This window comes from Cryptosporangium phraense, from assembly GCF_006912135.1.
Classification (GTDB): domain Bacteria; phylum Actinomycetota; class Actinomycetes; order Mycobacteriales; family Cryptosporangiaceae; genus Cryptosporangium; species Cryptosporangium phraense.
In genome coordinates this window covers 41,617-65,882 of sequence record NZ_VIRS01000037.1, presented here as the reverse complement: position 1 = coordinate 65,882, position 24,266 = coordinate 41,617, and the positions used below count along the sequence as shown (strand labels likewise).

The following is a 24,266-nucleotide window of genomic DNA, read 5'->3' as shown; positions in this document are numbered from 1 at the left end:
AGCCCGCCCGGCCCGCCCACCCCGCCCGGCCGCGCGGCTACGGGCAGAGTTGGCGCTGTAGGGCGCACGTGATGCGGAAGACATCGACCAGGTCGGCCGGCTCGCCGGCCACCCGACGCGTCGCCCATTCGTCCAGAGCCGCATTCAGCACCACGGTCAACGTCTCGACCGCGATGCGAGCCCGCAGCGCCGCCTGGGCCCCGCCGGCCGCGGCGACCTCCTCCTGCCGGAGCCGGCACTGCTCGGAGTCGAGCACCAACGACGCCTGCCGCAGGTTGTCGTCGACCTTGCACAGGCATCGGAGCTGCATCATCCGGCGCAGCGGGACGCTGTCGCCCGCACTGAACTCGGCCAGCGCCTCGGCGGTGGCCCCGGCCAGGTCGAGGCCGCGGGCGAACGACTCGCTCACGGTTTCGAAGAACGCGCGCTTGACGCCGAGAACCGCGTCTTCCTTGGTCGGGAAGTAGCGGAAGAACGTGCGGGGCGACACCCCGGCCGCGGCCGCGATGTCGTCGACCGTGGTGTGTTCCGACCCGCGCTGCTCGAAGAGCGCGAACGCGGCCGCCTCGATCTCCGCCGAGGTGGCCAGGCGCCGACGCTCGCGCAGGCCGGTGATGTCAGTCACGCCCCCGATGTTAGTCAATGCCGATTTGGCAGTGACTGCCACTAAGCTGAAACGAGATCAGCCCCGAGGAGAGTTTCTTGGCTACCACAGCCGACATCACGACCACCCCCGACGTCGGCGACCAGGCGTTGAGCCGCTCCGACCGCACGCTCATCGCGCTGCTGCTCACCTCGACGTTCGTCGTGATCTTCAACGAGACCGTGATGTCGCTGGCCCTGCCGCACCTCATGCGTGACCTGAACATCTCGGCCGCCACCGGCCAGTGGGTGACGACCGGCTTCCTGCTCACGATGGCCGTCGTCATCCCGGCGACCGGCTTCATCATGGAGCGCTTCAGCGTCCGGCAGATCTACATCGCGGCGATGACGCTGTTCAGCACCGGCACGCTGATCGCGGCGATCGCCCCCGGCTTCCCGGTGCTGCTGGCCGGCCGGGTCGTCCAGGCGATGGGCACCGGCGTGATGCTGCCGCTGCTGATCACGACCGCGATGAACCTCATCGCGCCGAGCCACCGCGGCCGGGTGATGGGCGTGATCTCGATCGTCATCTCGGTCGCGCCGGCGGTCGGGCCGACCGTGTCCGGGCTGGTCCTGTCCCGTATGAGCTGGCGGTGGCTGTTCCTCGTCGTGCTGCCGATCGCGGTGTTCACCCTGGTGCTGGGCGCGTTGAAGGTCCGCAACGTGACGACGCCGAAGCCCGCGCGCCTCGACGTGCTGTCACTGCTGCTGTCCGCGGTCGGCTTCGGCGGCCTGATCTACGGGCTCTCCAGCCTGGGCGAGGGCGACGGCCACACCCCGGTCGCGCCGTGGGTCCCGGTGGTCGTCGGTCTGGTCTCGCTCGGCCTGTTCGGATGGCGTCAGTACGCACTGCAGGACAGCCCGCTGCTGAACCTGCGGGTCTTCGCCCGCCGCGACTTCACGATCTCGACGTTCGTCACGCTGGCCGGGTTCGTGGCGCTGTTCGGCGGCCTGATCCTGATGCCGATCTACCTGCAGACCGTCCGGGACGTCAGCACGCTGGCGGCCGGCCTGCTGGTACTGCCGGGCGGCCTGGCCATGGGCGCGTTGTCGCCGCTGGTCGGGCGGCTCTTCGACCGGTTCGGGCCGCGGCCGCTCGTCGTCCCGGGCGCGGTCGTGCTCAGCGGCGCGCTGTGGCTGCTGGCCACCGTCGGCCCCACCACCGCGCTCGCGGTCGTCGTGCTGCTGCACGTCATGCTGATGTCCGCGCTGGCGCTGATGGTGACGCCGCTGATGACGTCCGCGCTGGGCAGCCTGCCCACCGACCTGTACGGCCACGGCAGCGCGGTGCTCAGCACGCTGCAGCAGCTCGCGGGCGCGGCCGGCACCGCGCTGTTCATCACGGTCCTGTCCCGGACGACCGCGTCCGAGCTGGTCGGGGGCGTGTCCCAGGCGTCCGCGACCGCCGACGGCGTCCGGGCCGCGTTCGTCGCCGGCGGCATCGTCTCGCTGGTCGCGGTGGCCGCGGCCCTGCTGGTCCGGCGCACCGCCCCGGTCGACGGGGAGCACGCGCCCGTCCACTGACCGTTGGACGGGGGTCAACGGGCCGGCCCGGCGCTCCGTAACATCTGGACGTGGGCGCCGTCGGAAACGTCCCCGGCCAGGCCGGGCGAGCCGCGTTCCTCGGGCTGGTGGTCGGCCTGCTCACGTTCGTCTGCGGCGCGCCGTACTGGTCCTCCCACCTCGCCGCGGCCGCGCTCACCTGCGCGCTCAGCGCGGGTTTCGGTGCGGCCGGCGGGCTGCTGGTCGACGCCGGCGACGGCCGCCGCCGGGTCGGCGTCCTGCTGCTGGCCGCCGCGGTCTGCGGCTCGCTGGCCTGGACCGTCTCCTGGAACCGCGGCCTCTGGCCGCAGCTCTCGTTCTACGCCCAGGGCGCGTTCTACCTGCTGGCCGGCTCGGCCGTCCTGCTGTTCCCGGGCGGACGCCTGACCGGGCGGGCCGAGCGCGGCTGGGTGCTGTACTCCGCGGTCGTGCTCCTGGGCGGGCAGTTCGTCGTCGCGCTGGTCTCGCGTCCGGAGTGGAACGGCCTGCACCCGGACGTGGTCTGGCCGAACCTCGCGTCGGAGCGCTGGGTGTTCGACCGGGCGATCCAGGTCGTCATCGCCGGTCAGGTGGTGCTGGCCGCCTGGTTCGTCGTGCTGCTGGTCCGCCGGGCCCGCCGGCTGTCCGCGCTCGACCGGCCGTCGGTGCTCCCGGTGCTGCTGGTCACCGGCATCTTCGGGGTGATCGCCGGCGTCCTCACGACCCACTCCGACGCCTGGACCGAGCTCGACGCGCTGCTGTCGTTCTACGTCGTGCTGACCGGCGTCGCCACCGCGGTGCCGCTGGCGCTGCTCTCCGGAGCGCTGCGCGAACGCTGGCGCGAGGTCGACGCGCCCCACCGGGTGGTGCGGATGACGTCGGCGACGACCTCGGTCGTCACGGTGCGGGACGCGCTGGCGACCGCGTTACGCGACCCGGGGCTCGAGCTGCTGTTCTGGGTCCCGGCCGAGCAGGGCTACGTCGACCGCGCGGGCCGGGTGCGGCCGGAACGGACCGACACCGGCCGCTGGTGGGTCGAGGCCCGCACCGACGAGCGTCAGCCGCTGGCGCTGGTCGACCTCGACGACGGCCTGCGACGGCGTCCGGGGATGGTCGACGCGGTGCTCCGGGCGGGCAGCCAGGCCCTGCTGACCGCGCAACTGCAGGCCGTGGCCACGGCCCAGCTCGAACAGGTCCTGGCCGCCCAGGCCCGGGTGGGGGAGCGCGAGACCGCGGAGCGTCTGCGGCTGGCGAACGACCTGCGGGCCGGCGCGCAGCGGCGCCTGACCGCGCTGGCCGACCACCTCGGCCGGCTGGCCGACGCCGGCCTGCCGGACCCGCCCCGGTCGGCCGCCGCCTCCTGCCGGGACGAGGTGATCGCCACGATCGGCGACCTGGAGGCGCTGGCCCTCGGCCTGCGCCCTCCGGTACTGCGCACCGACGGTCTGGGCCCGGCGTTGGACGAGGTCGCCGCCCGCCTCGGCCTGGCCGTCCGGTTCACCGTGGACGCCCGGCGCAAGCCGCCCGCGGTCGAGGCGACGACGTACTTCGCGCTGTGCGAGGGGCTGACGAACGTCGCCAAGTACGCCCCGGGCGCGCACGTCCGGGTCGACGTCACCGAGGCCGACGGCTGGCTGCACGGCACGGTCGCCGACGACGGACCGGGCGGGGCCCGGGTCGTGCCCGGCGGCGGGCTGGCCGGCATCGACGCCCGGATCCGGGCCCTGCACGGCACCACCACGCTCGAGAGCCACCCGGGTGCCGGCACCCGGCTGGCCATCACGCTGCCGGTCGGACACCCCGCACGCCCGCGATGAACAGGTCGAGCCCGAGCTCGAAGTAGGCGGGTTCGTCGCCGCAGACCGTGAACGCGTCGGCCGAGGCCACCACGTTCGGGAAGCGCTCCGGCGACAGCGCGGCGAACGCGGCCTTCTTCTCGCGGAGCAGCTCCTCGCGCCGGGCCGGGTCCTCGCCCACCATCAGCCCGGGCTTGCGCGTCACCATCGAGATGATCGACTGCAGCGCGTGGCCGGACAGCTGGGCCGCCTGCTCCGGGCCGAATCCGGCCCCGCGCAGGATGCCCAGCGTGTGCTCGGCGATCTCCATGCCCCGGTCCGAGAGCAGCACCCGCATCTCGACGAGGTTGGCGACCGCCGGGTGGGCGTCGAGCACGACGAGGAGAGCCGACAGCACCGCGCGCAGCTGCTCGGGCCAGGGTTCGTCCGAGGCGGGCGGCAGCACGACGTCGGAGAGCAGCCGCTCGGCGATGCCGTCGAGCAACAGCTCCTTGTCTTTGAAGTGCCAGTACAGGGCCATCGGCGTGACGCCCTGGTCCTGAGCCAGCCGCCGGATCGTGACCGCCTCCAGGCCCTCGGCGTCGGCCAGCGCGATCGCGCACTCCACGATCCGTTCCCGGCTGAGCCGTTCGTCGCTGCGTCTCCTCGCCATGGTTGACAACTATACGACGTACATGTTTGCCTGTCAGCGGTTCCTATACGACGTACATGTACTGCGTACATCCAAGAGACAGGCAGACGACATGCGACGCAGCCCGTGGGCCACCCTTGCGGTGCTGGCCCTGGCTCAATTCATGGTGGTTCTGGACGTGACGATCGTTAACGTCGCGCTCCCCGACATCCAGAAAGACCTGGCTTTCACCCCCGACAACCTGCAGTGGGTGATCAGCGCCTACACGCTGGTCTTCGGCGGGTTCCTGCTGCTCGGCGGCCGGGCAGCCGACCTGCTCGGGCGTCGGCGGCTGTTCGTCGTCGGCCTGGCGCTGTTCGCGGTGGCGTCGCTGGGCGGCGGGCTCGCGCAGTCCCAGGAGGTCCTGATCGCGGTCCGGGCCGTGCAGGGGCTGGGCGGCGCGCTGCTCTCCCCGGCCGCGCTCTCGATCCTCACGGTCACGTTCGCGCACGGCCGCGAGCGCAACATCGCGCTCGGCATCTGGGGTGGTCTGGCCGGCCTGGGCGGCACGCTCGGTGTCATCGCCGGCGGCGTGCTCGTCGACAGCGCCGGCTGGGAGTGGGTCTTCTTCGTCAACGTGCCGATCGCGGCCGTGCTGATCGCGGTCACGCCGGGCATCATCCGCGAGAGCAAGGTCGAGACCGAGGGCCCGCGCACGTTCGACGCGGCCGGCGCCGTGCTGGCCACCGGCGGCGTGCTGGCGCTGATCTTCGGCGTCATCCGGGCCGAGCCGCTCGGCTGGAGTTCCGGTGAGGTGATCGGTTCGCTGGTCGCGGCCGTCGTCCTGCTGGCCGCGTTCGTCGTGGTCGAGCGCCGGAGCGCGGCTCCGCTGGTGCCGATGCGGCTGTTCCGCTCCCGAGGCATGAGCACCGCCACCGCCGTGCTCGCGCTGAACGGCGCCGCGTTCCTGGCCATGTTCTTCCTGACCGCGATCTTCCTGCAGCAGGTGCGCGGCCTGTCGGCGCTGGAGACCGGCTTCGAGTTCCTGCCGATGGGTGTGGCCGCGATCGTGGCCGCGGTCGGCGCCTCCCAGCTGGTGGCCCGGATCGGCACCCGGCCGGTGATGCTCGTCGGCGCGGTGGTGAGCGTGGCCGGGCTGTGGCTGCTCACCCAGGCCGGGGCGACCGGCAGCTACGCGACCGATCTGCTGCCCGGTTTCCTGCTGTTCGGCGTCGGCATCATGTTCGTCAGCATCCCGGCGCAGATCGCCGCGGTCGCGGACGTGCAGCACGACGACGCGGGTGCGGCCTCCGGCGTGGTGACCGCCGGCTACCAGGTCGGCGGCGCGCTCGGGCTGGCGATCATCACGACGATCTCCACCTCGCGGGTCACCGACCTGGTGGCGGGCGGCGGCGATCCGGTGAACGCGCTGGTCGAGGGCTTCCACCGCGGTCTGCTGGTGGCCGCCGTCTTCGCCGGCGTCAACCTGGTCATCGCGCTGAGCTCGCCGCAGCTGGTCCCGGACGCCGAGCAGCTAGCCGAGGCCGCCGCCGCGGCCTGAGGCCTGCGCCACCAGCTCGCGGACGGCCTTCTTCTCGACGTCGTCCAGCGCGCCGAGCGGGGGCCACATCGACGGGGAGTCGATCCAGCCCTGGTAGGCGAGCGCCTCCTTGAACGCGCCGAGCGCACCCGCGGTGAACCCGATGCGGGTGCGGTCGGCGACGTCGACGATGCCGAACAGCTTCGTCAACCGGGCCTGCTCGGCGGCGGCCGCCACCCGGTCACCGGCCCGGGCCGCGGAGTACAGCCGCACGTACCCGGCCGGGTCGACGTTGCCCAGGCCGGGCACGATCCCGTCCGCACCCAGGTCGAGCGCGATGTCGGCCATCGTCTCCGAGCCCGTGAGCACCGAGAACGGCAGGTCGCGGACCGCGTTCACCACGGACCGCATACCGGCCAGGTCGCCGCTGGAATCCTTGAGCCCGATCGCGTACCCCTCCCGGGCCAGCGCGATCGAGACGGCCGGCTCCAGCCGCACGTGCGTGGCCGAGGGAATATCGTAGGCCACGACCGGCAGCTCACCGCCGGCCAGCGCCTCGAAGTGGGCCAGGATCTCGGCCGGGTGCGGAGCCACGTAGAACGGCACGGTCGCGACGATCGCCGCCGCCCCGTGCGCCGCCGCCGGACGGGCGGCCTCGAGCACCCGGGCCGTGCCGGTCTCGATCACCCCGTACAGCACCGGCACCCGGCCGGCCGCCGCCTCGACCGCGACATCGAGGGCGGCCAGCCGCGTCGACGCGTCCAACAACGCGGTTTCTCCGGAGGAGCCGCCGACGAACAGGCCGCTCACCCCGTCGTCCACCAGGTGGTGACAGAGCCGGGACAGGGACGCGCGGTCCAGCGCGCCGTCGGCCCCGCGGGGGGTGCAGACCGGAGGGATGACACCGGAGAGCTTCATACCGCCTCCTTCTCCAGAACGGGGGAGTCTTCCGGAGCCGGGCGGGCCAGGCGGCGGGGCACGTCGAACGCGACCAAAACCGCGGTCACCACGGCCAGGACGCAGGCGAGCAGCGCCATCGCGTGCCCGAGCCCCAGCGAGTCGGCCACCCGCGCGCCGGCCAGCGGAGCGACCGCCCCGCCGAGCGCGCCGACGTTGTACGTGAAACCGAGCCCGGCGGCCCGGATGCGGACCGGGTAGTGGTCGCCGATGAACTTCGGCAGCAGCCCGGACGCGCCCTGCCCGGTGGCCTGCAGCGCGAACAGCAGGATCCAGACGAACACGATGTGGGCACCGTCCAGCGCGAACGCCGGGAAGACGAGCACCGCGGCGATCAGCAGCCCGATCGAGTAGGTGGTCCGGGTGCCGAACCGGTCGCCGAGGCTGCCCGCGACGATCGAGCCGACCGCGTAACCCAGCCCGGCCCAGGTCAGCGCGTTGGCGACCTGCCCGGCGTCGTAGTGGAGCTCGGTCTTGAGGTAGGTCGGCAGCAGCGACTGGATCGGCCAGGAGGCCAGGAACGCGCAGAAGACGACGGCCATCAGGCCGACGGCCATCGGCCACAGCCGGCCCGACAGCTGCACCGCGAACGTGACGAACCCGGCGATGACGACGAGGATCAGCAGCGGGTAGAACGGCCCGGCGTGGCCGCTGAACAGCAACACCAGCGAGACGCCGATCAGCGCGCTGACCAGCAGCGTGAGCGGGGTGCGCTGGCCGCCCAGCAGCACCGCGGCACTGCTCTTCTCGGTGGGCCGGTTCTGCTCCCACTCGTGCGCCTCGGGCAGGCTGCGCCGCAGGTAGAGCGCGAACAGCGCGGGGACGGCGCCGAGCACGAACAGCCAGCGCCACGACGTGTGCGGAACGATCAGCGCGTAGGCGCGGGCGGCCAGGATCCCGCCCAGCGGATAGGCCGAGAGCAGGAACCCGGTCGCGCGGTTGCGTAGCGCCCGGGGCCAGGACTCCATCACGAACGTCGTGCTCGACCCGTACTCGCCGGCCATGCCGAGGCCGACGATCGCCCGGAACGCGAACAGCGACCAGTAGTCCCAGGACAGGCCGCAGAGCAGGCTGCCCGCCGCGAACAGCAGGATCGACGTGATCATCGCGGGCTTGCGGCCGAACCGGTCGCCGAGCGCGCCCAGGGCCAGCCCGCCGAACCAGCGGGACACGAATGCGGCGCTGACCAGCGTGGCCGCCACCGGGAGGCTCAGGTCGAACGTCTGGCTGATCTCGGTGAGGACGAGCGTGATCAGTATGAAGTCGAAGCCGTCGAGCAGGTAGCCGAACCAGGCGGCGATGAATGCTCGTCGTTGCCCGGGGTCTAACTCGCTGAGCTTGGTAGGTGACATCGCCGTCTCCCGGAGATTGTAGGACGTCCTACGTACTACAGTGGTACCACATCGTCTTTGGGGGCAACAGGTGCGTCCTTCCCGCAGTGCCGAGCTGGCCGACGCGATCGTCGGCCTGATCACCGAGCAAAACCTTGCGCCGGGCGCCCCGCTGCCCACCGAGGCCCAGCTCACGGCCGACCTGCAGACCAGCCGCGGTCCGCTGCGCGAGGCGATCAAGGCGCTGCAGGCCCAGGGCATCGTCGAGGTGCGCCACGGCTACGGGACGTTCGTCGCGCCGGCCAGCGCGGAGGCCCTGCTCCCCTGGCTGACGTTCCGGGCCCGATCGGTCGACACGCTGGCCGACCTGCTCGACGTCCGGGAGTTACTGGAGGCGGGGCTGGCCCGGCGGGTGACCCCGTCGCCCGACACGGTCGCTGAGCTGCGCGCCTGCGTGGCGACGATGGCCGCGGGCGCGCCCGACTCGGCCGACGCCGACCGCCGGTTCCACCAGATCCTCTGCGAAGCGGCCGGTAATGCGCTGGCCAAGGACCTGATCGGCGTGTTCTGGCGGGCCTACGCGAACGCCGAGCCGTCGATCGGGGAGCGCTCGGAGACCGCGGCCGCGCTGGCCCAGCGCCACGAGCGGATCATCGACGCGCTGCTCACCGGCGACGGCGCGGCCGTCGAGGATGCCGTCCGGCGCCACTTCGACGAGGTTCGGGAGCGTTTGGCCCGGTCGCAGTAAGTTCTTCCGGCGCAGGGCCGATGAGCCAGGCATGAGACGTGTGCCCGCCTGGCTCGCGCCGGCGGTCGCCGTTGCGTGCGGACTGCCCGCTGCCTTCCGGCCGGGCAGCGCGTTCGGGCACATCTCCTACCTGGTCGGGTTCAGCCTCGTCGTCGGCCTGGGCTGGGCGCGGCTGCGGACGATTCCGGGGCCGGCCCGGACCGGCTACGGGCTGATCGTCGGCGCGCTCACGATCTGGCTCGTCGGCGACCTGCTCTACGACCTGCTGACGCTGCTGCTCGGGCCGCGCGGCGACGTCAGCCCGTCCGACGCGCTGTGGATCGGGGGCTATCCGCTGCTGGCCGTCGGGCTGATCCACCTGGTGCGGCTGCGTACGTCCGGCCGGTTGCGCGAGGCCATCCTCGACGCGCTGGCCATGTCGACGGTGATGGCCTGGCTGTGCTGGCAGTTCCTGATACTGCCGGCGGCCGTCGACCAGCGGCTGACGCTGGCGTCGCTGTTCGGCGCGATCTACCCGTTGGGTGACGTGGTGCTGTTCGCGGTCGTCCTGATCCTGGTCATGGCGCCCGGCCCGAAGAGCGGGCCGACCGTGTACCTGGTCGGCGCGCTGACCGTGACGCTGGTCGGCGACGTGCTCATCTCGATGCTCCCGGTGGTGTTCGAGGGGCTGTCCCGGGCCGTGCAGGCCGACCGCCTGGACGGCGTCCTGCTGGTGGCCAACAGCCTGTTCGTCGGGGCGGTGCTCCACCCCGGCGCGGCCGGCCTGGCCGAGGCCCGCGCGCCGTCGGCGCAGCGGCTGCACCCGGCCCGGGTGCTCTTCCTCGGCATCGCGCTGGCCGCGATGCCGTTGTTCGACGGGTTCAACTCGTTCACGACGACGATCAGCCGGATCTCGCTCTGCGTGTCGATCGTGATGCTGACGTCGCTGGTGCTGGTGCGCTTCCTGTTCGTCGTGCGGGAGCAGGAGGCGAGCCGGGCGGCGCTGGCCCACCAGGCGCACCACGACCAGCTCACCGGGCTGGCCAACCGGCAGTCGCTGCGGACGGTGCTGGACCTGGCCCTGACCGGTCCGTCGCGCGCCTACGGGCCGGTGCTGTTCTACCTCGACCTCAACGGGTTCAAGCAGATCAACGACCGGTACGGGCACGCGGCCGGCGACGCGGTGCTGATGGAGATGGCCAGCCGGCTCCAGTCCGAGCTCCGGGTCGGCGACGTCGCGGCCCGGCTCGGCGGCGACGAGTTCGTGGTGCTGGTCGAATGCCTGGAGACGCAGGCCGAGGCCGAGGCGCTCGGCCTGCGCCTGAAGAACCTCGGGGCCGACCCGGTGCCGTGGAAGGGTGAACTGCTGACCGTGGGGGCCAGCGTCGGGGTGTCCACGGCCGGTGACTTCGAGGCGCCGGACGTCGACTCGATGCTGGCCGCCGCGGACGCCGACATGTACCGCCACAAGAGCGGGGTCACCATGCCGGTCGGTGTGTCCTCTCGCTGACGGTGGCGCCCGGGGCCGGGGTGAACGTGGGCAGGTCGACGCCGGAGACGGCGGCCGGGAGGACGTCGGCGACGGGCCTACGGGTCGCCACGGTGAGCACCTGGTAGGACCGGACCTCCAGGTTGCGGCCACCCCACGGCACCAGCGCGGCCCGCAGCCCGGGCCGGAGGTAGCCGAGGTGCTGCCCGCCGTTGAGCACCGCCCGCACGACGTACAGCCGCTCGCCGTCGCCCTCCCGGCCGAACGGCTCGGCGTCGTCCGGGATGTCACCGCCGCTCGCGGTCGTCCAGCGTCCGGCATCCGCCAGGACCTCGTACTCGGCGACCTTGATCTCGGAGGAGTTCCACCCGACGTTGGCCGCGCCGAAGGCCGGCCGGACCTTGCCCGGGTAGAGGCCGCCGTTGATCGCGGCGCGGCACACCCACAGCGGCTTGCCGTCGGACTCGCGGCCGTGCGGAGCCGCGTTCGGCGGCACCGACCCCTTGGTGGCCCGCACCCACCGATACGCCATCAGGGCGCCCGCCAGCGCCGGGCCCGGCCGCGCCGGACGATCAGGGCCACGAACCCGGCCACCGCCGCGACCCCGAGGCCGGCCACCGCGACCACCAGCGCGATGAGGTCGGCGTCCCGGTCGGGCAGCGTCGGCCGGTCCGCCGACGCCCGGACGACCATAGCCGGGGCGTCGGTCTTCCCCGCGGTCGGGGGCAGCTCGTAGGCGACGGCGGCCGCGGGGTCGACGACGCCGAAGCCCATCGCGGCGTGCCGACCCTTGGCCGGCGACGGAGCGGCGGTGAGCTCGAGCCGCTCGGTCACGGCGGCGACGTCGAGATCGGGCCGGTACGAGCGGACGAGCGCGGCGGTGCCGGCCACGAACGCGGCCGCGACCGCGGTGCCGTCGGTGACGTAGTGCCCGGAGCCGCTCGGCGCCGCGCCCACCACCCCGACGCCCGGCGCCATCACGTCGACGTCGTCGCTGTAGGCCGAGAAGCTGGCGACCTCGCCGGTCATCTGCATCGCGGCGACGCCGACCACGCCCGGGTAGGCGGACGGATAGGACTCGGCGAGCTTCGAGCCCGACCCCGAGACCGTCCCGACCCCGGCCACGATCAGCACATTCGCGCGGACGGCGGCCTTCACCGCGTCGGCCAGCGTCTTCGACGGCGTGGTCGACACCGCGCCCAGCAGCACCACCTTCGCGCCGCCGGACACCGCCGACCGGATCGCGCCGGCCAGCGTGCTCGGCGTGGCCATCGGCGGCCCCGAACCGGGCGACGACGTCGTGACCTTGACGCTGAGGATCGTCGCCGCCGGAGCGACGCCGGAGAACGCGACCAGCCCGGCCTTGCGGCCGGCGACGAGGCTGGCCAGCAGCGTCCCGTGCCCGGTGCAGTCCTTCCCCGGGTTCTTCACCGCCCCCTGGCGGAGCGAGGCCGGCGAGCCGACTCCGCCGTCCACCACCGCGACCGTGACGCCCTTCCCGCGGGTGAGGGTCCAGGCCGCCGACGGCATCAGCCACTGCTGGGCCCAGGGCAGGTCGGTCACCGTCCGCGGCGAGTCCGGGACGCAGTCGCTGCCGGTGACCGTCGGGAGCTCGCCCGCCCCCGACTCGGCCGCCGCCGGCGACGCGCCGACCAGCACGAAACCGGCCAACAGGGCGGCGACGACCCGCTTCACACGGCCACCAGCGGCTCGGACACCGGCACCATCGCGGTCTGCAGGAGCGTCCCACCGCGCCGGTTGACCAGCAGCGCTCGTCCAGGCGGCAGCTGACGCGGGCGCGAGCCGTTGAGCAGCGGCAACTCGGTGGGCGGGCAGGACAGCGCGAGGTCGGGCGTGTTCGCCTCCTGCAGCCGCCGGACGACCGGGTCGATCGACAACCGGGACGACCCGGCCGCGGCCCGGGCCAGCACGACGTGCAACCCGATGTCGGCGGCCTGGGGGAGCAGGTCGACCAGCGACTGCAGCGGACCGCTGGAGCCGGACGAGAGCAGGTCGTAGTCGTCGGCCAGCACCCACAGGTCGGCGCCGGTCCACCAGTCCCGCCGGCGCAGGCGCTCCGGGGTGATCTCCGAGCCCGGCACCCGCGGCCGCACGGTGGCCGCGGCCCGGGCGCCCTCCTCGGCGGCGGCCGCGGCCGAGACCGCGTACCCGACCCGGTACTCGGCCGGGATGCTGTCGAACAGCCCGCGCCGGGAGTCCAGCACCAGGACCCGGGCCTCGGCCGGGGTGTAGTTCTCGATCAGCGCCCGGGCGATCAGGCGCAGCGCGTTCGTCTTGCCGGACTCGGTGTCGCCCAGGATCGTCAGGTGCGGGAGCTCGCCGAAGTCGTGCCAGACCGGCTGGAGATCGGTCTCGCCGAGCCCGAGCGGGATCCGCAGCGACCCGTTCCTGCCCGGCGTGGCCGCGGGCATCTCGCGCACCTCGACGACGGCCGGCAGCATCCGGACCGGCGGGGCGGGCGGGCCGTCCCAGCTGTCGGCGACGTCGAAGGCCAGCATCCGGGTGGCGTCGGCGAGGCCGTCGACCGTGCTGTAGCCGTCGATCCGGGGGACCGCGGCCAGGTAGTGCAGCCGGTCCTTGGTGAGGCCGCGGCCGGGGATCTGCGGAACGGTCTTGGCCGCCCGCATGTCGATCATCGAGTCGATCGCGTCGCCCAGCTTCAGCTCGAGCTTCGTGCCGAGCTGGTCGCGCAGGCCGCTGTAGATCTCCGACCAGCGGTTCGCGGCGATGATCACGTGCACGCCGTAGGCCAGGCCCCGGGCGGCGATCTGGCGGATCTGCGGGTCGATCTCCTCGAAGTCCTGGCGCAGCAGCCCCCACCCGTCGACGACCAGGAACACGTCGCCGAACGGGTCGTCGGCGAACTCGCCCTGGGCGCGGCGGCGCCGGTAGTCGGGCATGCCCTCGATGCCGTGCAGCGCGAACTTCTCCTCGCGCTCCTGCTGGATCGTCTTGACCTCGGCGATCGTCCGGCTGACCCGCTCCGGGTCCATCCGGCCCGAGACACCGCCGACGTGCGGCAGCTCGGCCAGCGTCGTCAGCGAGCCGCCGCCGAAGTCGAGGCAGTAGAACTGCACCTCGCGCGGGGTGTGGGTGAGCGCGAGCGCGCAGATCAGCGTCCGCAGCAGCGTGCTCTTGCCCGACTGGGTCCCGCCGCCGATGCCGACGTGGCCACCGGGGCCGGACAGGTCCACCATCAACAGATCGCGCAGCTGGTCGAACGGCTTGTCGACGATCCCCACCGGCACGACCAGCCGGCCCCGTCCGGGCCAGTCGGCCGGGGTGAGGCCGAAGTGGTCGTCGGGCATCAGTGCGGGCAGGATCTGGTCCAGAGTGGCCGGTGCCTCCAGCGGGGGCAGCCAGACCCGGTGCGCGGGCGGCCCCTGGCCGATCAGCCGGGAGACCGCGACCTTCAGGATGCTGTCGGTGTGGTCGTCGGCCGGGACGATCGCGGTCGGCTCGGTCTCCTTGGGCACCTGGGTGATCTCGGCCGGTGCGGCCTGGTAGGCCACGACCTGCCGGCTGATCTCCTCCTGCTGCTGCTCGATCGTGCGCGGCCGGTACGCGCCGGACACGTACGCCGCCTTGAACCGGATCAGCGACGTGACGTCGGCCCGCAGATACCCGTTGCCCGGGGCGGTGGGCAACTCGTAGGCGTCGGGGACACCGATGACCGAGCGCGATTCCATCGCGGAGAACGTCCGCAGGCCGATCCGGTAGGAGAGGTGGCTCTCCAGGCGGTGCATCCGGCCCTCGTCGAGACGCTGGGACGCCAGGAGCAGGTGGACGCCGAGCGAGCGGCCGAGCCGGCCGATCATGATGAACAGCTCGGCGAAGTCGGGGTGGGTGGCGAGCAGCTCGCTGAACTCGTCGACGACGACGAACAACGAGGGCAGCGGGTCCAGCGGGACGCCGGACAGACGCGCCCGCTCGTAGTCGAGCAGCGAGCTGTAGTTGCCGGCCCGGCGCAGCAGCTCCTGGCGGCGGGTCATCTCGCCCTGCAGGGCGTCCTGCATACGGGTGACCAGCGAGGCCTCGTCGGCCAGGTTCGTGATGACGGCCGACGTGTGCGGCAGCTGGTCGAGGCCGAGGAACGTGGCGCCGCCCTTGAAGTCGACGAGCACCAGGTTGAGGATCTCCGACGAGTGGGTCATCGCCAGCGCCAGCACCAGCGTCCGGAGCAGCTCGGACTTGCCGGAACCGGTCGCGCCGATGAGCAGCCCGTGCGGGCCCATGCCGCCCTGCGCCGACTCCTTGATGTCCAGCTCGATCCGGCGGCCGTCCTCGGCGATGCCGATCGGCACCCGTAGGCGGTCCGGGCTGAGCCCGGTCAGCCACGTGCGACGAGCCTCGAACGTGCCGACGTCGGGGACGTTGAGCAGCGTGCCGAGGTCGAAGTTCGTGACCATCGGCTCGACGATCTCGGTCGTCACGCCCAGCCGGTAGGGCGCCATCAGCCGGGCCAGCGCGGACGCCTTGGGAATCGCGAGCGTGTCGGGGTCGCCCAGTTCCTGGCGGATCTCGGTGCCGACCCGGTCGAACCGCACCGCCTGCACCCGGGTCGGCGTGACGTCCAGCCGCAGCGTCGTCCGGCCCGGCCCGATCGGCAGCGCGCCGGAGACGTCGAGCACCACCGCGTTCTGGAAGCCGGCGCCGGCCAGCCGGGACTCGCGCGGCACCACGACCCCGTCGAGCACGATCACGACGTACGGCTCGTCCCGGGTGGGCATCGCGCCGGACTCGTACCGGGCCCGGGCGCCGAACTCCTCGCCGAGCCGGCTGATCAGCACGTCCGGGTCGTCGGCGACCAGTCGGATCGAGCCGGCCGCGTCCTGGACGGCCGGGTCCTGCGAGTGCGGCAGCCACTTGATCCAGTCCCAGGCGTCCATCGACGTCGTGCAGACCGCGATGCGGAGCTCGTCGGGGGAGTGGAACGTCGCCATCTGGGCGAGCAGCGCCCTGGTCAGGCCCCGGGCCGTGGTCTCGTCGCCGCGCAGGAGCACCTGGGCGAACCCGCGCAGCGACAGCGCGACCGGCTGGTCGTTGATCGTCGTGTAGGCCCGGATGAAGCGGCGCAGCGCGCGGGCCGAGAGCGGCTCCAGGTCCTCGACCGGCTTCGTCTGCATCGGCGTGATCGTCACCGCGAGCTTCTGCGGCCCGACGCCGAACCGCACCTCGGCGAAGTCCTGGTGCGCGGGCCGGCGCTCCCACAGCCGGCCGCTCATCGTCACCGACCAGAGCGACGCCGGGTCCGGGTGGTTCCAGGCCAGCGCGGCCCGCTGGGCCAGCGCGTGCTCGCGCACCTTCACCCGCGTCTGGCCCAGGTAGCGCAGGTAGTCGCGGCGGTCGCCGCGGAGCTTGGCCTTCTGGTCCCCGCTGCCCTGGCCCTGCATCATCATCATGAGCACCATGCCGACGCCCATCAGGCCCATCGCGGCGTACATGATCGGGTTGCCGCCGCGTCCGCTGTAGGCGAGCATCATCACGACCGAGCCGAGGGTCATCGGCAGGAACATGACCATCCGGCCCATGTTCCGCGGCTGCTTCTCCGGGAGCACCGGGGGCTCTTGCAGCGTCAGCTCACCCGCGGGCATCTCCGGTGGCTGCTGGCGGGGCTGCCGACGGTAGAGCGTCGTGCTCACAGGCGGTCCTTCCGGGTGGGACGTCACGACCCGACGCACCCACACGGATGACGGCCCCAAAAGGATCACAGGAACTCGTACGGATTCGTGTGAACCTTTTCGGCCGTTCGTCCGTGTGGAACCCATGTCAGGCGCTGCCGGTCCGCTCACTGGCGAGATGTGCAGGCTGACGATCGTCGGCCCGACGACCCAGATCGAGCTCGCGGTACCCGTCCACATCGCACTCGTCGACCTGCTGCCGACCGTCCTGGGGCACCTCGACGCGAGCCTGGCCGTCAGCGGCCTGGCCCACGGCGGCTGGGTGCTGCAACGGCTCGGCGAGGACCCGCTCGACGAGGACCTGGGCACGGCCGCGCTCGGGCTGCGCGACGGCGACATCATCTGCCTCCGCCCCCGGGACGACGCGCTCGCGCCCGTCGACTTCGACGACCTGGTGGACGGCGTCGCGGTCGGCATCCGGGACCGCAGCGAGCAGTGGCGGCCGGAGCACACCCGGCGGATGCTGCTCGCGGTCGTCCTGCCCGCGCTGGCCGTCGGGGCGTTCGCGCTGCTGCTGCCGGGCGCCGAGCTCTGGCGCACGGTCGCGGCCGGCGTCACCGCGCTGGTGCTGGTGGGCGGCGTGGCCGCGGCGGCCAGGGCGGTGGGCGACAAGCAGGCCGCCCGCCTGCTCGGCGTCGCCGCGGTGACGTACGCGGCCCTGGCCGGGCTGCTGCTCCCGGCGATCGCCGACGGCACGCTGATCGGCGCACCGCAGACGCTGGCCGCGGCCACGCTGGCGGCGCTCTGCGCGCTGACGACGGCCGCGGCCGGTGGCGTGTCCGGCCCGGAGCTGGTCTCGACCGCGGTCGCCGGGGCCCTGATCGCGATCGGCGCCGGGGTGGCCATCGGGGTGCCGTCGGGCGCCGCCGGCGGCGCCACCGTGACGCTGGTGCTGGCGCTGATCCTGGGGTCGTTCGTGCCACGGATCGCGTTCCGCAGCTCCGGCATGAAGATGCCCGAACTGCCCCGGACCACCGAGGAGTTCCAGGAGGGTCTCGACCCGGAGCCGGCCCGCGAGGTGATCGAGAAGACGGCCAGGGCCGACCGGATCATGACCGCGCTCTACGCCGGGCTGGCCGTGGTCTGCGCGGCCGCGCTCGGGACGATGCTGGTGGACGGCGTCGGCTGGTATCCGTGGGCCCTGGTCGCGGTGGCGTCGCTGCTGTTGCTGCTGCACGCCCGGGTGCTGCGGAGCGCCCGGCAGCGGCTGTCCGGTGCGCTGGCCGGCTCGTTCGGCCTGCTGGCGCTCGCGGTGGCGGGCGCGGTGGACGGCGGCGAGACCGGCCGGCTGATCGCGCCCGGGGCGTCGGTGGTGCTCGTGGCGCTGATCGTCACCGCGGCGATCACGGTGCCCGGACGGCGGTTCGCCCCGCAGTGGGGCCGGTCGGCCGAGATCCTGCACACGATCCTGGCCGTCGCGGTCGTGCCGATCGCGTTCGGCCTGCTCGGCGTCTACACGTACCTCCGCGGGCTCGGTGGCTGACCGTTGACCATGCACTCCCGCAGCGACCAGGTGCAGGCCCACCGGTTCCTGTCGAACCGGCTGGTGTCGGCCCTCGTGCTGGCCGAGCCCGACGCGGCCGAGCCGCCGCTGCGACGCACGTCGGTGGGGCTGCTGATCGGGATCGCGATCGCGGTCCTGGTCGCGCTGGGGTTCGCGGCGTTCGGGTTCGTGGCCAACTCCGGCAAGGCCCAGAAGTGGCGGTCCGGCGGCGCGGTGGTGCTGGAGAAAGAGACCGGCACCCGGTACGTGCTGGTCGACGGCGAGCTCCGGCCGGTGCTCAACGAGGCCTCGGCGCGCCTGCTGCTCGGCGCCGACTACCAGGTCGAGTCGGTGAAGAAGAAGACGCTGGCCGGCTACGTCCACGGTCTGCCGGTCGGCATCGTCGGCGCGCCGGACGCGCTTCCCTCGCCGTCCGGGCTGAACGCGAACGTGTGGATGGTGTGCGAGGCCGGCGACGTGCTGGCCCTGCGGCTCGGCGCCGGGAACGACCTCGGCTCGGACGTGCGTCCGATGCCGGCCGACCGGGGCGAGCTGGTGCGGGTCGGGAACGCCGACTACCTGCTGTGGCGGGACCACCGGTACGAGCTCGGCGCACCGTGGGTGGCCGGTGCGCTCGGGTTCGACAGCGCCAGCGCGGTGGACGTCAGCTCGTCGCTGCTCAACACGTTGACCGCGGGACCGGCGCTGATCACCGCCGCGATGCCGGGGCGGGGTGAGCCGGGACCGGACCTGGACGGCCAGCAGACGATCGTCGGGCAGCTGTTCGTCGTCCACACCCCGGGCAGCGCCGACCGCTTCTACCAGCTGTTCCGCGACGGGTTGCGTCCGCTGACGGCGACCGAGGCCGCGCTCGTGCTCGGCGACCCGGCGACCAGGGGCGCCTATCCGGACGAGCCGCCGACCGCGCGCATCCTCACGACGGCCGCGCTCACCGGGGCGAAGAAGGTCCCGGCCTCGGCCGAGTCGACGGTGTTCCCGCCCAAGCCGCCGGCGATGGTCGGCGAGATGCTGCCGTGCGTCGGCATCGCGCTGGGCTCGGGGACGACCGGCTCGGCCGCGCTCCTCGTCGAGACCTCGCAGTTCGAGGCCCGCGGTGTCCCGGAGGCGCCCGGCGTCACCCGGGACGGCCGGGTGGCCGACCGGATCGGCGCGATGCCGAACAGCGGCGCGCTGGTGCGGTCGAGCCCCACCGGTGCCTCGCTCGGAGCGGCGTTCTTCCTGGTCACCGAGGCGGGCGTCAAATACCCGGTGGCCGACGCCGACACGGTCACCGCGCTGGGCTACGACCCGGCCGCGGCGACCGGTGTGCCGCCTGCCCTGTTGGCACTGCTGCCGACCGGGCCGGTCCTGCGTCCCCTCGCCGACGGAGGTGACTGACGACCGGCGTCGCCGGTCCGGACACGCAAGAAGTCACGGCATCGCACCTACGAAAGCCAAGGAGTGAACGATGGCGGAAACGAGCTTCAAGCTCGACCCGGCCCACCTGGCCAAGGTCATCGACGCCCAGCAGACGGCGTACAGCAAGATCACCGCGGCCAGCAACGGCGTGCAGGCCGACGCGGACATCGTCCGCCAGGGCCTGCAGTCGACGTCCGGTCAGAACCTGCAGACCGGGTTCCTGGACTGGACGAGCAACTTCCAGAACATCATCCGGGCGCTGGAAGAGCTGAAGGAGAAGGTGACCGGCGTGCGGTCCACCGGTGAGAGCACCGACGCCGACGCCACCAGCACCGGCCGCGTGCCGGTCAGCGGCTACAGCATCTGAGAAGGGGGCAGACCCATGGCAGAGTTCAACGTCCTCTACGGCCCGGCGCGTGAGGCGTACGAGTCGCTCAAGTCGCGCTTCACGACGCTGTCGAACGCGCTCGACGACCTGAACGCGGTTCTCGCCACCGTCGACACCGAGGTCGAAGGTAAGGCCAAGCCGCTCTGGCAGGACCAGCAGGCGACCTGGAACGGCAACTACACCGAGATGGCGACCGACCTGAACGTCGGTGCGGCCACCGTCAACCAGGTCACCGACATCTACGACGACGGCGACCTGACCGCGGCGCGCATCTTCAACTGACTTCCACGAAACGCGGGTGACCGGGCCCCTGCCCGGTCACCGGCGCGTGCGAGAGGAGACCCGACGTGGCTGACGACAAGCAGCTCGCGTTCAAGGCCGGGGACTACGACAAGCTCATCAAGTACTACGACGACTACTCCGACGCGATCGTTCGCGACCTGATGCACGATTCGACGAACGGGCCGCGGCTCGACGAGTCGCTCGTCTTCAAGCCGGGTTCGACGGGCTGGGACCTCGCCCAGTCGGCGACGACCAAGGTGAAGGCGCTGGCCACCGGCTTCAACGCCCAGTACAAGAAGCTCGAGGCGCAGTACGGGGACTTCGCGGTGAAGCTCACCGGCGCCCGGGACGTCTTCGACGAGACCGACGACCTGGCGAACTACTCCGCCCAGGAGTTCATCCAGGGATACCTGGGCGAGACCAACACGGTCGGTCGTCCGCCGAAGAAGTAGGACCGTAGCGCCGCCCGGTTGGGGTCGGGCGTCCGCAGCAAGCATCGAGGAGGAACCGTGCCCGAATCGGGCGGCAGCTACGGCGATCTGTCGACCGCGAAGACCGAGCAGGTCTTCGCGGCGCTGACCGGCCAGGCCGAAGTGGACGTGCGGGGCCTGGTCAAGGGTGCGGAGTGGATCAACTTCGCGGGCGGCAAGACCGACACCGACCCCGGTGAGACGTTCGGCTACTACAAGTACGCCGGCACCTGGTTCTACACGCTGAAGCGGGACCCGAAGGACGTCCGCACCTCGGTGAGCAACGAGATCGACAAGCTCGGCACGTCGCTCTTCTCGGTCCAGGGCGCCGAGTGGATCTCCGGCGGCGTCGACACGAAGTCGCTGACCAGGACGAAGAACTCGTTCGACTACCTCACCGGGTGGTTGACGCTGGTCAACGCGTCCTTCGAGGCCAAGCACAAAGAGCTGACCTCGACGAACAAGGACTTCAAGGGCAAGGCCGCGTACGTGATCGGCGGGCTCGTCGGCCAGGACGCCACCTACCTGAAGGACCTGCTCGACCAGCTCACGACCGCGCCGACCCCCTCGACGCTCCTGTTCAACCTGCGCAACGCGATCATCAACTACCAGGTGAAGATGGCCGCGGCACTGAACGGGTTCCGGGCCGAGCCGAACAGCGACCCGATCAACCTGGCGATCGCGGCCCGCGACACCGCGTACGACTACCTCAAGAACGCCGGCATGATCGCGCCGATGGGGAAGTCGCCGAGCGGCGACAACCACTGGAGCGACGAGGAGATCGAAGCCAAGCTCGCGACCTACACCGGCACGGTCAACGGCGGGCTCACCGGTTCGCGGACGTTCAGCGGCAACCTGATGACGTCCGGGCCCTGGCAGCAGATGAACCAGTGGGTCACCGACGAGTGGACGAAGATCTGGGAGAAGCACTTCGACTCCGAGGCCGTCCGGTCGGCGATCACCGACCTCAACAACTCGTTCTCGACGTTCAACGGGCAGGTCATGACGCTGCTCGAGCCGAACAAGCCGGCCCCGGTGCCCTACACCAGCGATCCGGTCAAGGGCCCGGACGACGGCGACGGCGGCCCCGGCGGCGGTGACGACGACTGGTGGAAGAAGTACCTGGAGGAGCACCCGCCCCCGGGTGGCGGAGACGGCCAGACCGGAGGCGGCGGCGGAGACGGTCAGGGCGGCGGCGGGGGCGGCGGGAACAACAACAACCCCGGCAGCGGTGACGTCAACATCGACGGTGGGCCGGATGACGGTTCCGCCGGCGGCGGAGACGGCCAGGGCGGCGGCGGGGGCGGCGGGAACAACAACAACCCCGGCAGCGGCGACGTCAACATCGACGGCGGACCGGGCGACGGTTCGGCCGGGGACGGCTCGGGGGGCGGCGGCGACGCCAACACGTTCAGCGCGACCGACGTTCCGGGCAGCGGCGACGTCAACATCGACGGCGGGCCCGGAGACGGTTCGGCCGGGACCGGCAACGGGAACGGCCCGGTCATCCCGCCGACGACCAGCGGGTTCATCGGCGGCACGGGCAACTCGGCGTCGAACAGCAAGCAGAACCCGGACGGCAGCACGACGCTCGCGGACGGCACCACCGTCGGCGGCGACGGCGAGATCCAGCTCCCGGACGGCACGACGATCGACGACGGCAGCGTGACGCTGCCCGACGGGACGAAGGTCCCGACCGGCAGCACGACGACGCTGCCGGACGGCACGACGATCAACCCGGACGGGACGACGACCCTGCCCGACGGCACCACGATCGACAGCAACGGCAACATCACGTACCCGGACGGCACCACCGACCAGCCCGGCGACGGCTCGACCGGCACCGACGGCACGATCGACGCGCCCGGCGACGGGTCGATCGGCGGCGGCGACGGCACGACCGACCTGCCACCCGGCGCGACGGTCGGCGACGACGGGACCACGACGCTGGCCGACGGCACGACGATCACCGACGACGGCAAGATCACGCTGCCCGACGGCACGGTCATCGACGACGGCAGCACCACGCTGCCCGACGGCACGGTGGTCGGCGACGACGGCTCGATCACCTACCCCGACGGCACGACCGTCCCGCCGGGCCAGGACACGACGCTGCCCGACGGCACGACGATCGGCCCGGACGGCAAGGTGACGCTGCCCGACGGCACGACGATCGACGCCGACGGGAACACCACGCTGGCCGACGGCACCACGATCGACGGCGACGGCACGATCGGCGGCTCGTCCGGCGACACGCTCTCGACGTTCGCCGACGGTTCAGCGGTGGACGACTCCGGGACGACGCTGGCCGACGGGACGTTCCTGCCCGACGACGGTGGCGCCCGTCTGGCGAACGGCACCACCATCACGCCGGACGGCCAGGTCACGCTGCCGGACGGCACGAAGATCGACGACGGCACCATCACCTACGGCGACGGCTCGGTCGGCGACGCCGGCGACGGCACGACGCTGCCCGACGGCACGGTCGTCGGTGGCGACGGCTCGGTGACGCTGCCCGACGGCACGACGGTCGGCGCGGACGGCACCACGACGCTGCCCGACGGCACGGTGGTCGGCGCCGACGGCACGACCCTGCCGGACGGCACGGCGGTGGGCGGCGACGGCACGGTGACGCTGCCCGACGGCACCGACGTCCCGCTGGGCGGTGGGTCGACGGGCGGGGGCGGCGCGCCCGGCGGCGGCGGTCCGGGGGTCGGAAGCGTCGGGGGCGTCGGCAGCGGCTCCGGTGTGCCGGGAGGCGGGCTGCCGGGCTCGTCCGGCGGCTCGCCCGTCTCTACCGGTCTGACCACCGGCGGCGGCTCCGGAGCGGCCGCGCTGAGCCCGGCCGCCGGCTCGGCCGGCACCCCGTTCTTCCCGCCGATGATGGGCGGAATGGGTGGGATGGGGGGCATGGGCGGCCTGAATGGCAACGGCCGCGACCGCGAGCGTCAGACCTGGCTGGCCGAGGACGAGAAGGTCTGGGGGACCGACCCCAAGGTCGGTCCCGCGGTCATCGGCCGCGCCGACGACGAGGACGACTACGCCGACGTCGGGCCGGCCGACACCTCCGGCGAGGTCGACACGCCGCTGGTGGGCCCGGTCCGGCGCCGGGACACCCGGACGGCTGGAGGCGAAGCATGAGCGACCCACTTCGGTACGACGCCGAGAACGCGCTGGCCGAGCTGCGCGCACAGCAGGCCAAGATCAAGGCGGCCGGGCACGCGCTGGCCACCGCCGAGGCCACCGCGTCCTCGAAGGACAAGATGATCGAGGCGACGGTGAACTCGCAGGGCCGGCTGATCGGCCTGAAGCTGCGCGGCGACCGGTACCGGGACCTGGCCCCGGCCGAGCTCGCCAACAAGATCGTCGAGGTCGTCGCCCAGGCGCAGACCGACGCGGCCGCGGCCGCGACCGCGGCGTTCGCCGGTCTGCTGCCCGGCATCATGCCCGACCTCAGCACCGAGGGCGGGTTCGACTTCGACGCGATGTTCGACGAGGCGGTCGAGAAGGCGAAGCAGCCGATGTTCCCGGGCGACGACGGCTTCGTCGCGGGCGAGAAGGACGGAGACCAGCGTGGCTGACTCAGGGAGCTTCGGGGCGGACCCGGAGGAGCTCAAGAAGGCCGGCGTCGACATCACCAAGCTGGCCGGCATCAACGAGCGCATCCAGCACGACCTCGTCACGACGCTCAACGCCTACCAGGGGCGGGCGCTCGGGACCGGCGGCGACATCACCGAGTCGCTGCTGAAAAACTACGTGCCGGGGGCCAAGGCCGGCGTCGAGTTCCTGGGGCAGGTCGCCTCGTTGCTGGAGGGGCACGGCCTGCTCACCAGCGACGTCGGCGACGTGACCGGCGGCGCCGACCATGACGCGACCGAGATCACTCGCGGCGGCAAGCACTAGGTGGAA

The 24,266-nt window shown here is 72.5% G+C and carries 20 protein-coding genes; 13 read left to right on the top strand and 7 right to left on the bottom strand.

Translation table 11 applies throughout. From position 1 onward, the window contains the following. Nucleotides 1–37: 37 nt before the first annotated feature. A complete protein-coding gene (locus FL583_RS33890; RefSeq protein WP_240746903.1) occupies nt 38–625 on the bottom strand; it encodes a TetR family transcriptional regulator in 588 nt (195 codons plus the stop codon). Between the two features lie 77 nt (nt 626–702). On the opposite strand from FL583_RS33890, the gene FL583_RS33885 reads away from it, so the two are divergent. Further along, nucleotides 703–2,166: an MDR family MFS transporter gene (locus FL583_RS33885; RefSeq protein WP_142708977.1), complete on the top strand. Its 1,464-nt coding sequence runs from the start codon at nt 703–705 to the stop codon at nt 2,164–2,166. A gap of 50 nt (nt 2,167–2,216) precedes the next feature. Beyond that, nucleotides 2,217–3,980, top strand: a complete 1,764-nt coding sequence (locus FL583_RS33880) for a sensor histidine kinase (RefSeq protein ID WP_142708976.1) — start codon at nt 2,217–2,219, stop codon at nt 3,978–3,980. Here FL583_RS33880 and FL583_RS33875 read toward each other — a convergent pair. Continuing rightward, entirely contained in the window at nt 3,943–4,611 is a 669-nt protein-coding gene (locus FL583_RS33875; RefSeq protein WP_142708975.1) for a TetR/AcrR family transcriptional regulator, read from the bottom strand. The genes FL583_RS33880 and FL583_RS33875 overlap by 38 nt on opposite strands. Nucleotides 4,612–4,702: 91 nt before the next feature. Between FL583_RS33875 and FL583_RS33870 the strand changes: the two genes are divergently transcribed. Next, nucleotides 4,703–6,130 carry an MFS transporter gene (locus tag FL583_RS33870; protein WP_142708974.1) on the top strand — a complete coding sequence of 476 codons (1,428 nt, stop codon included), beginning with the start codon at nt 4,703–4,705 and terminating at the stop codon, nt 6,128–6,130. Here FL583_RS33870 and FL583_RS33865 read toward each other — a convergent pair. Continuing rightward, nucleotides 6,104–7,027, bottom strand: coding sequence for a dihydrodipicolinate synthase family protein (locus tag FL583_RS33865; RefSeq protein WP_142708973.1), 924 nt, complete (start codon nt 7,025–7,027; stop codon nt 6,104–6,106). The two genes, FL583_RS33870 and FL583_RS33865, sit on opposite strands and share 27 nt — an antisense overlap. Beyond that, nucleotides 7,024–8,418, bottom strand: a complete 1,395-nt coding sequence (locus tag FL583_RS33860; protein WP_142708972.1) for a sialate:H+ symport family MFS transporter — start codon at nt 8,416–8,418, stop codon at nt 7,024–7,026. The genes FL583_RS33865 and FL583_RS33860 overlap by 4 nt, the downstream gene beginning before the upstream one ends. Before the next feature lie 70 nt (nt 8,419–8,488). Between FL583_RS33860 and FL583_RS33855 the strand changes: the two genes are divergently transcribed. Next, the gene (locus tag FL583_RS33855) at nt 8,489–9,145 is read left to right on the top strand and encodes a FadR/GntR family transcriptional regulator (RefSeq protein ID WP_142708971.1); all 657 of its coding nucleotides are present in this window, start codon (nt 8,489–8,491) and stop codon (nt 9,143–9,145) included. A 31-nt stretch (nt 9,146–9,176) separates the two neighbouring features. Continuing rightward, the gene (locus tag FL583_RS33850) at nt 9,177–10,634 is read left to right on the top strand and encodes a GGDEF domain-containing protein (protein ID WP_142708970.1); all 1,458 of its coding nucleotides are present in this window, start codon (nt 9,177–9,179) and stop codon (nt 10,632–10,634) included. Here the strand turns inward: FL583_RS33850 and FL583_RS33845 are convergent. From FL583_RS33845 to eccCa, 3 genes are read right to left on the bottom strand one after another with little or no spacing between them, the layout of a single operon-like run. Further along, nucleotides 10,603–11,145 (bottom strand): DUF3421 domain-containing protein, encoded by a 543-nt coding sequence (locus tag FL583_RS33845; RefSeq protein WP_142708969.1) that lies wholly within the window; start codon nt 11,143–11,145, stop codon nt 10,603–10,605. The two genes, FL583_RS33850 and FL583_RS33845, sit on opposite strands and share 32 nt — an antisense overlap. Then, nucleotides 11,145–12,308: a S8 family serine peptidase gene (locus FL583_RS33840; RefSeq protein ID WP_142708968.1), complete on the bottom strand. Its 1,164-nt coding sequence runs from the start codon at nt 12,306–12,308 to the stop codon at nt 11,145–11,147. Before FL583_RS33840 ends, FL583_RS33845 begins: the two co-directional genes overlap by 1 nt. Then, entirely contained in the window at nt 12,305–16,276 is a 3,972-nt protein-coding gene (gene eccCa, locus FL583_RS33835) for a type VII secretion protein EccCa (protein WP_142708967.1), read from the bottom strand. The genes FL583_RS33840 and eccCa overlap by 4 nt, the downstream gene beginning before the upstream one ends. Before the next feature lie 157 nt (nt 16,277–16,433). Here eccCa and eccD point away from each other — a divergent pair, with 157 nt between their 5' ends. The 8 genes from eccD (at nt 16,434) to FL583_RS33795 (ending at nt 24,260) form a co-directional block, all read left to right on the top strand. Further along, nucleotides 16,434–17,798 carry a type VII secretion integral membrane protein EccD gene (eccD, locus tag FL583_RS33830; RefSeq protein WP_170324008.1) on the top strand — a complete coding sequence of 455 codons (1,365 nt, stop codon included), beginning with the start codon at nt 16,434–16,436 and terminating at the stop codon, nt 17,796–17,798. Nucleotides 17,799–17,807: 9 nt separating this feature from the next. Further along, nucleotides 17,808–19,196 (top strand): type VII secretion protein EccB, encoded by a 1,389-nt coding sequence (gene eccB / locus FL583_RS33825; protein ID WP_240746904.1) that lies wholly within the window; start codon nt 17,808–17,810, stop codon nt 19,194–19,196. Between the two features lie 70 nt (nt 19,197–19,266). Further along, complete coding sequence (locus tag FL583_RS33820) at nt 19,267–19,584, top strand: WXG100 family type VII secretion target (RefSeq protein ID WP_142708964.1); 318 nt, start codon at nt 19,267–19,269, stop codon at nt 19,582–19,584. A 15-nt stretch (nt 19,585–19,599) separates the two neighbouring features. After that, entirely contained in the window at nt 19,600–19,887 is a 288-nt protein-coding gene (locus FL583_RS33815) for a WXG100 family type VII secretion target (protein ID WP_142708963.1), read from the top strand. Between the two features lie 65 nt (nt 19,888–19,952). Next, nucleotides 19,953–20,339 carry a hypothetical protein gene (locus FL583_RS33810; protein ID WP_142708962.1) on the top strand — a complete coding sequence of 129 codons (387 nt, stop codon included), beginning with the start codon at nt 19,953–19,955 and terminating at the stop codon, nt 20,337–20,339. A gap of 57 nt (nt 20,340–20,396) precedes the next feature. Then, the gene (locus FL583_RS40525; protein ID WP_170324007.1) at nt 20,397–23,498 is read left to right on the top strand and encodes a beta strand repeat-containing protein; all 3,102 of its coding nucleotides are present in this window, start codon (nt 20,397–20,399) and stop codon (nt 23,496–23,498) included. Beyond that, entirely contained in the window at nt 23,495–23,938 is a 444-nt protein-coding gene (locus FL583_RS33800) for a YbaB/EbfC family nucleoid-associated protein (RefSeq protein WP_142708961.1), read from the top strand. Before FL583_RS40525 ends, FL583_RS33800 begins: the two co-directional genes overlap by 4 nt. Beyond that, a complete protein-coding gene (locus FL583_RS33795; RefSeq protein WP_142708960.1) occupies nt 23,931–24,260 on the top strand; it encodes a hypothetical protein in 330 nt (109 codons plus the stop codon). Before FL583_RS33800 ends, FL583_RS33795 begins: the two co-directional genes overlap by 8 nt. Nucleotides 24,261–24,266 lie beyond the last annotated feature (6 nt).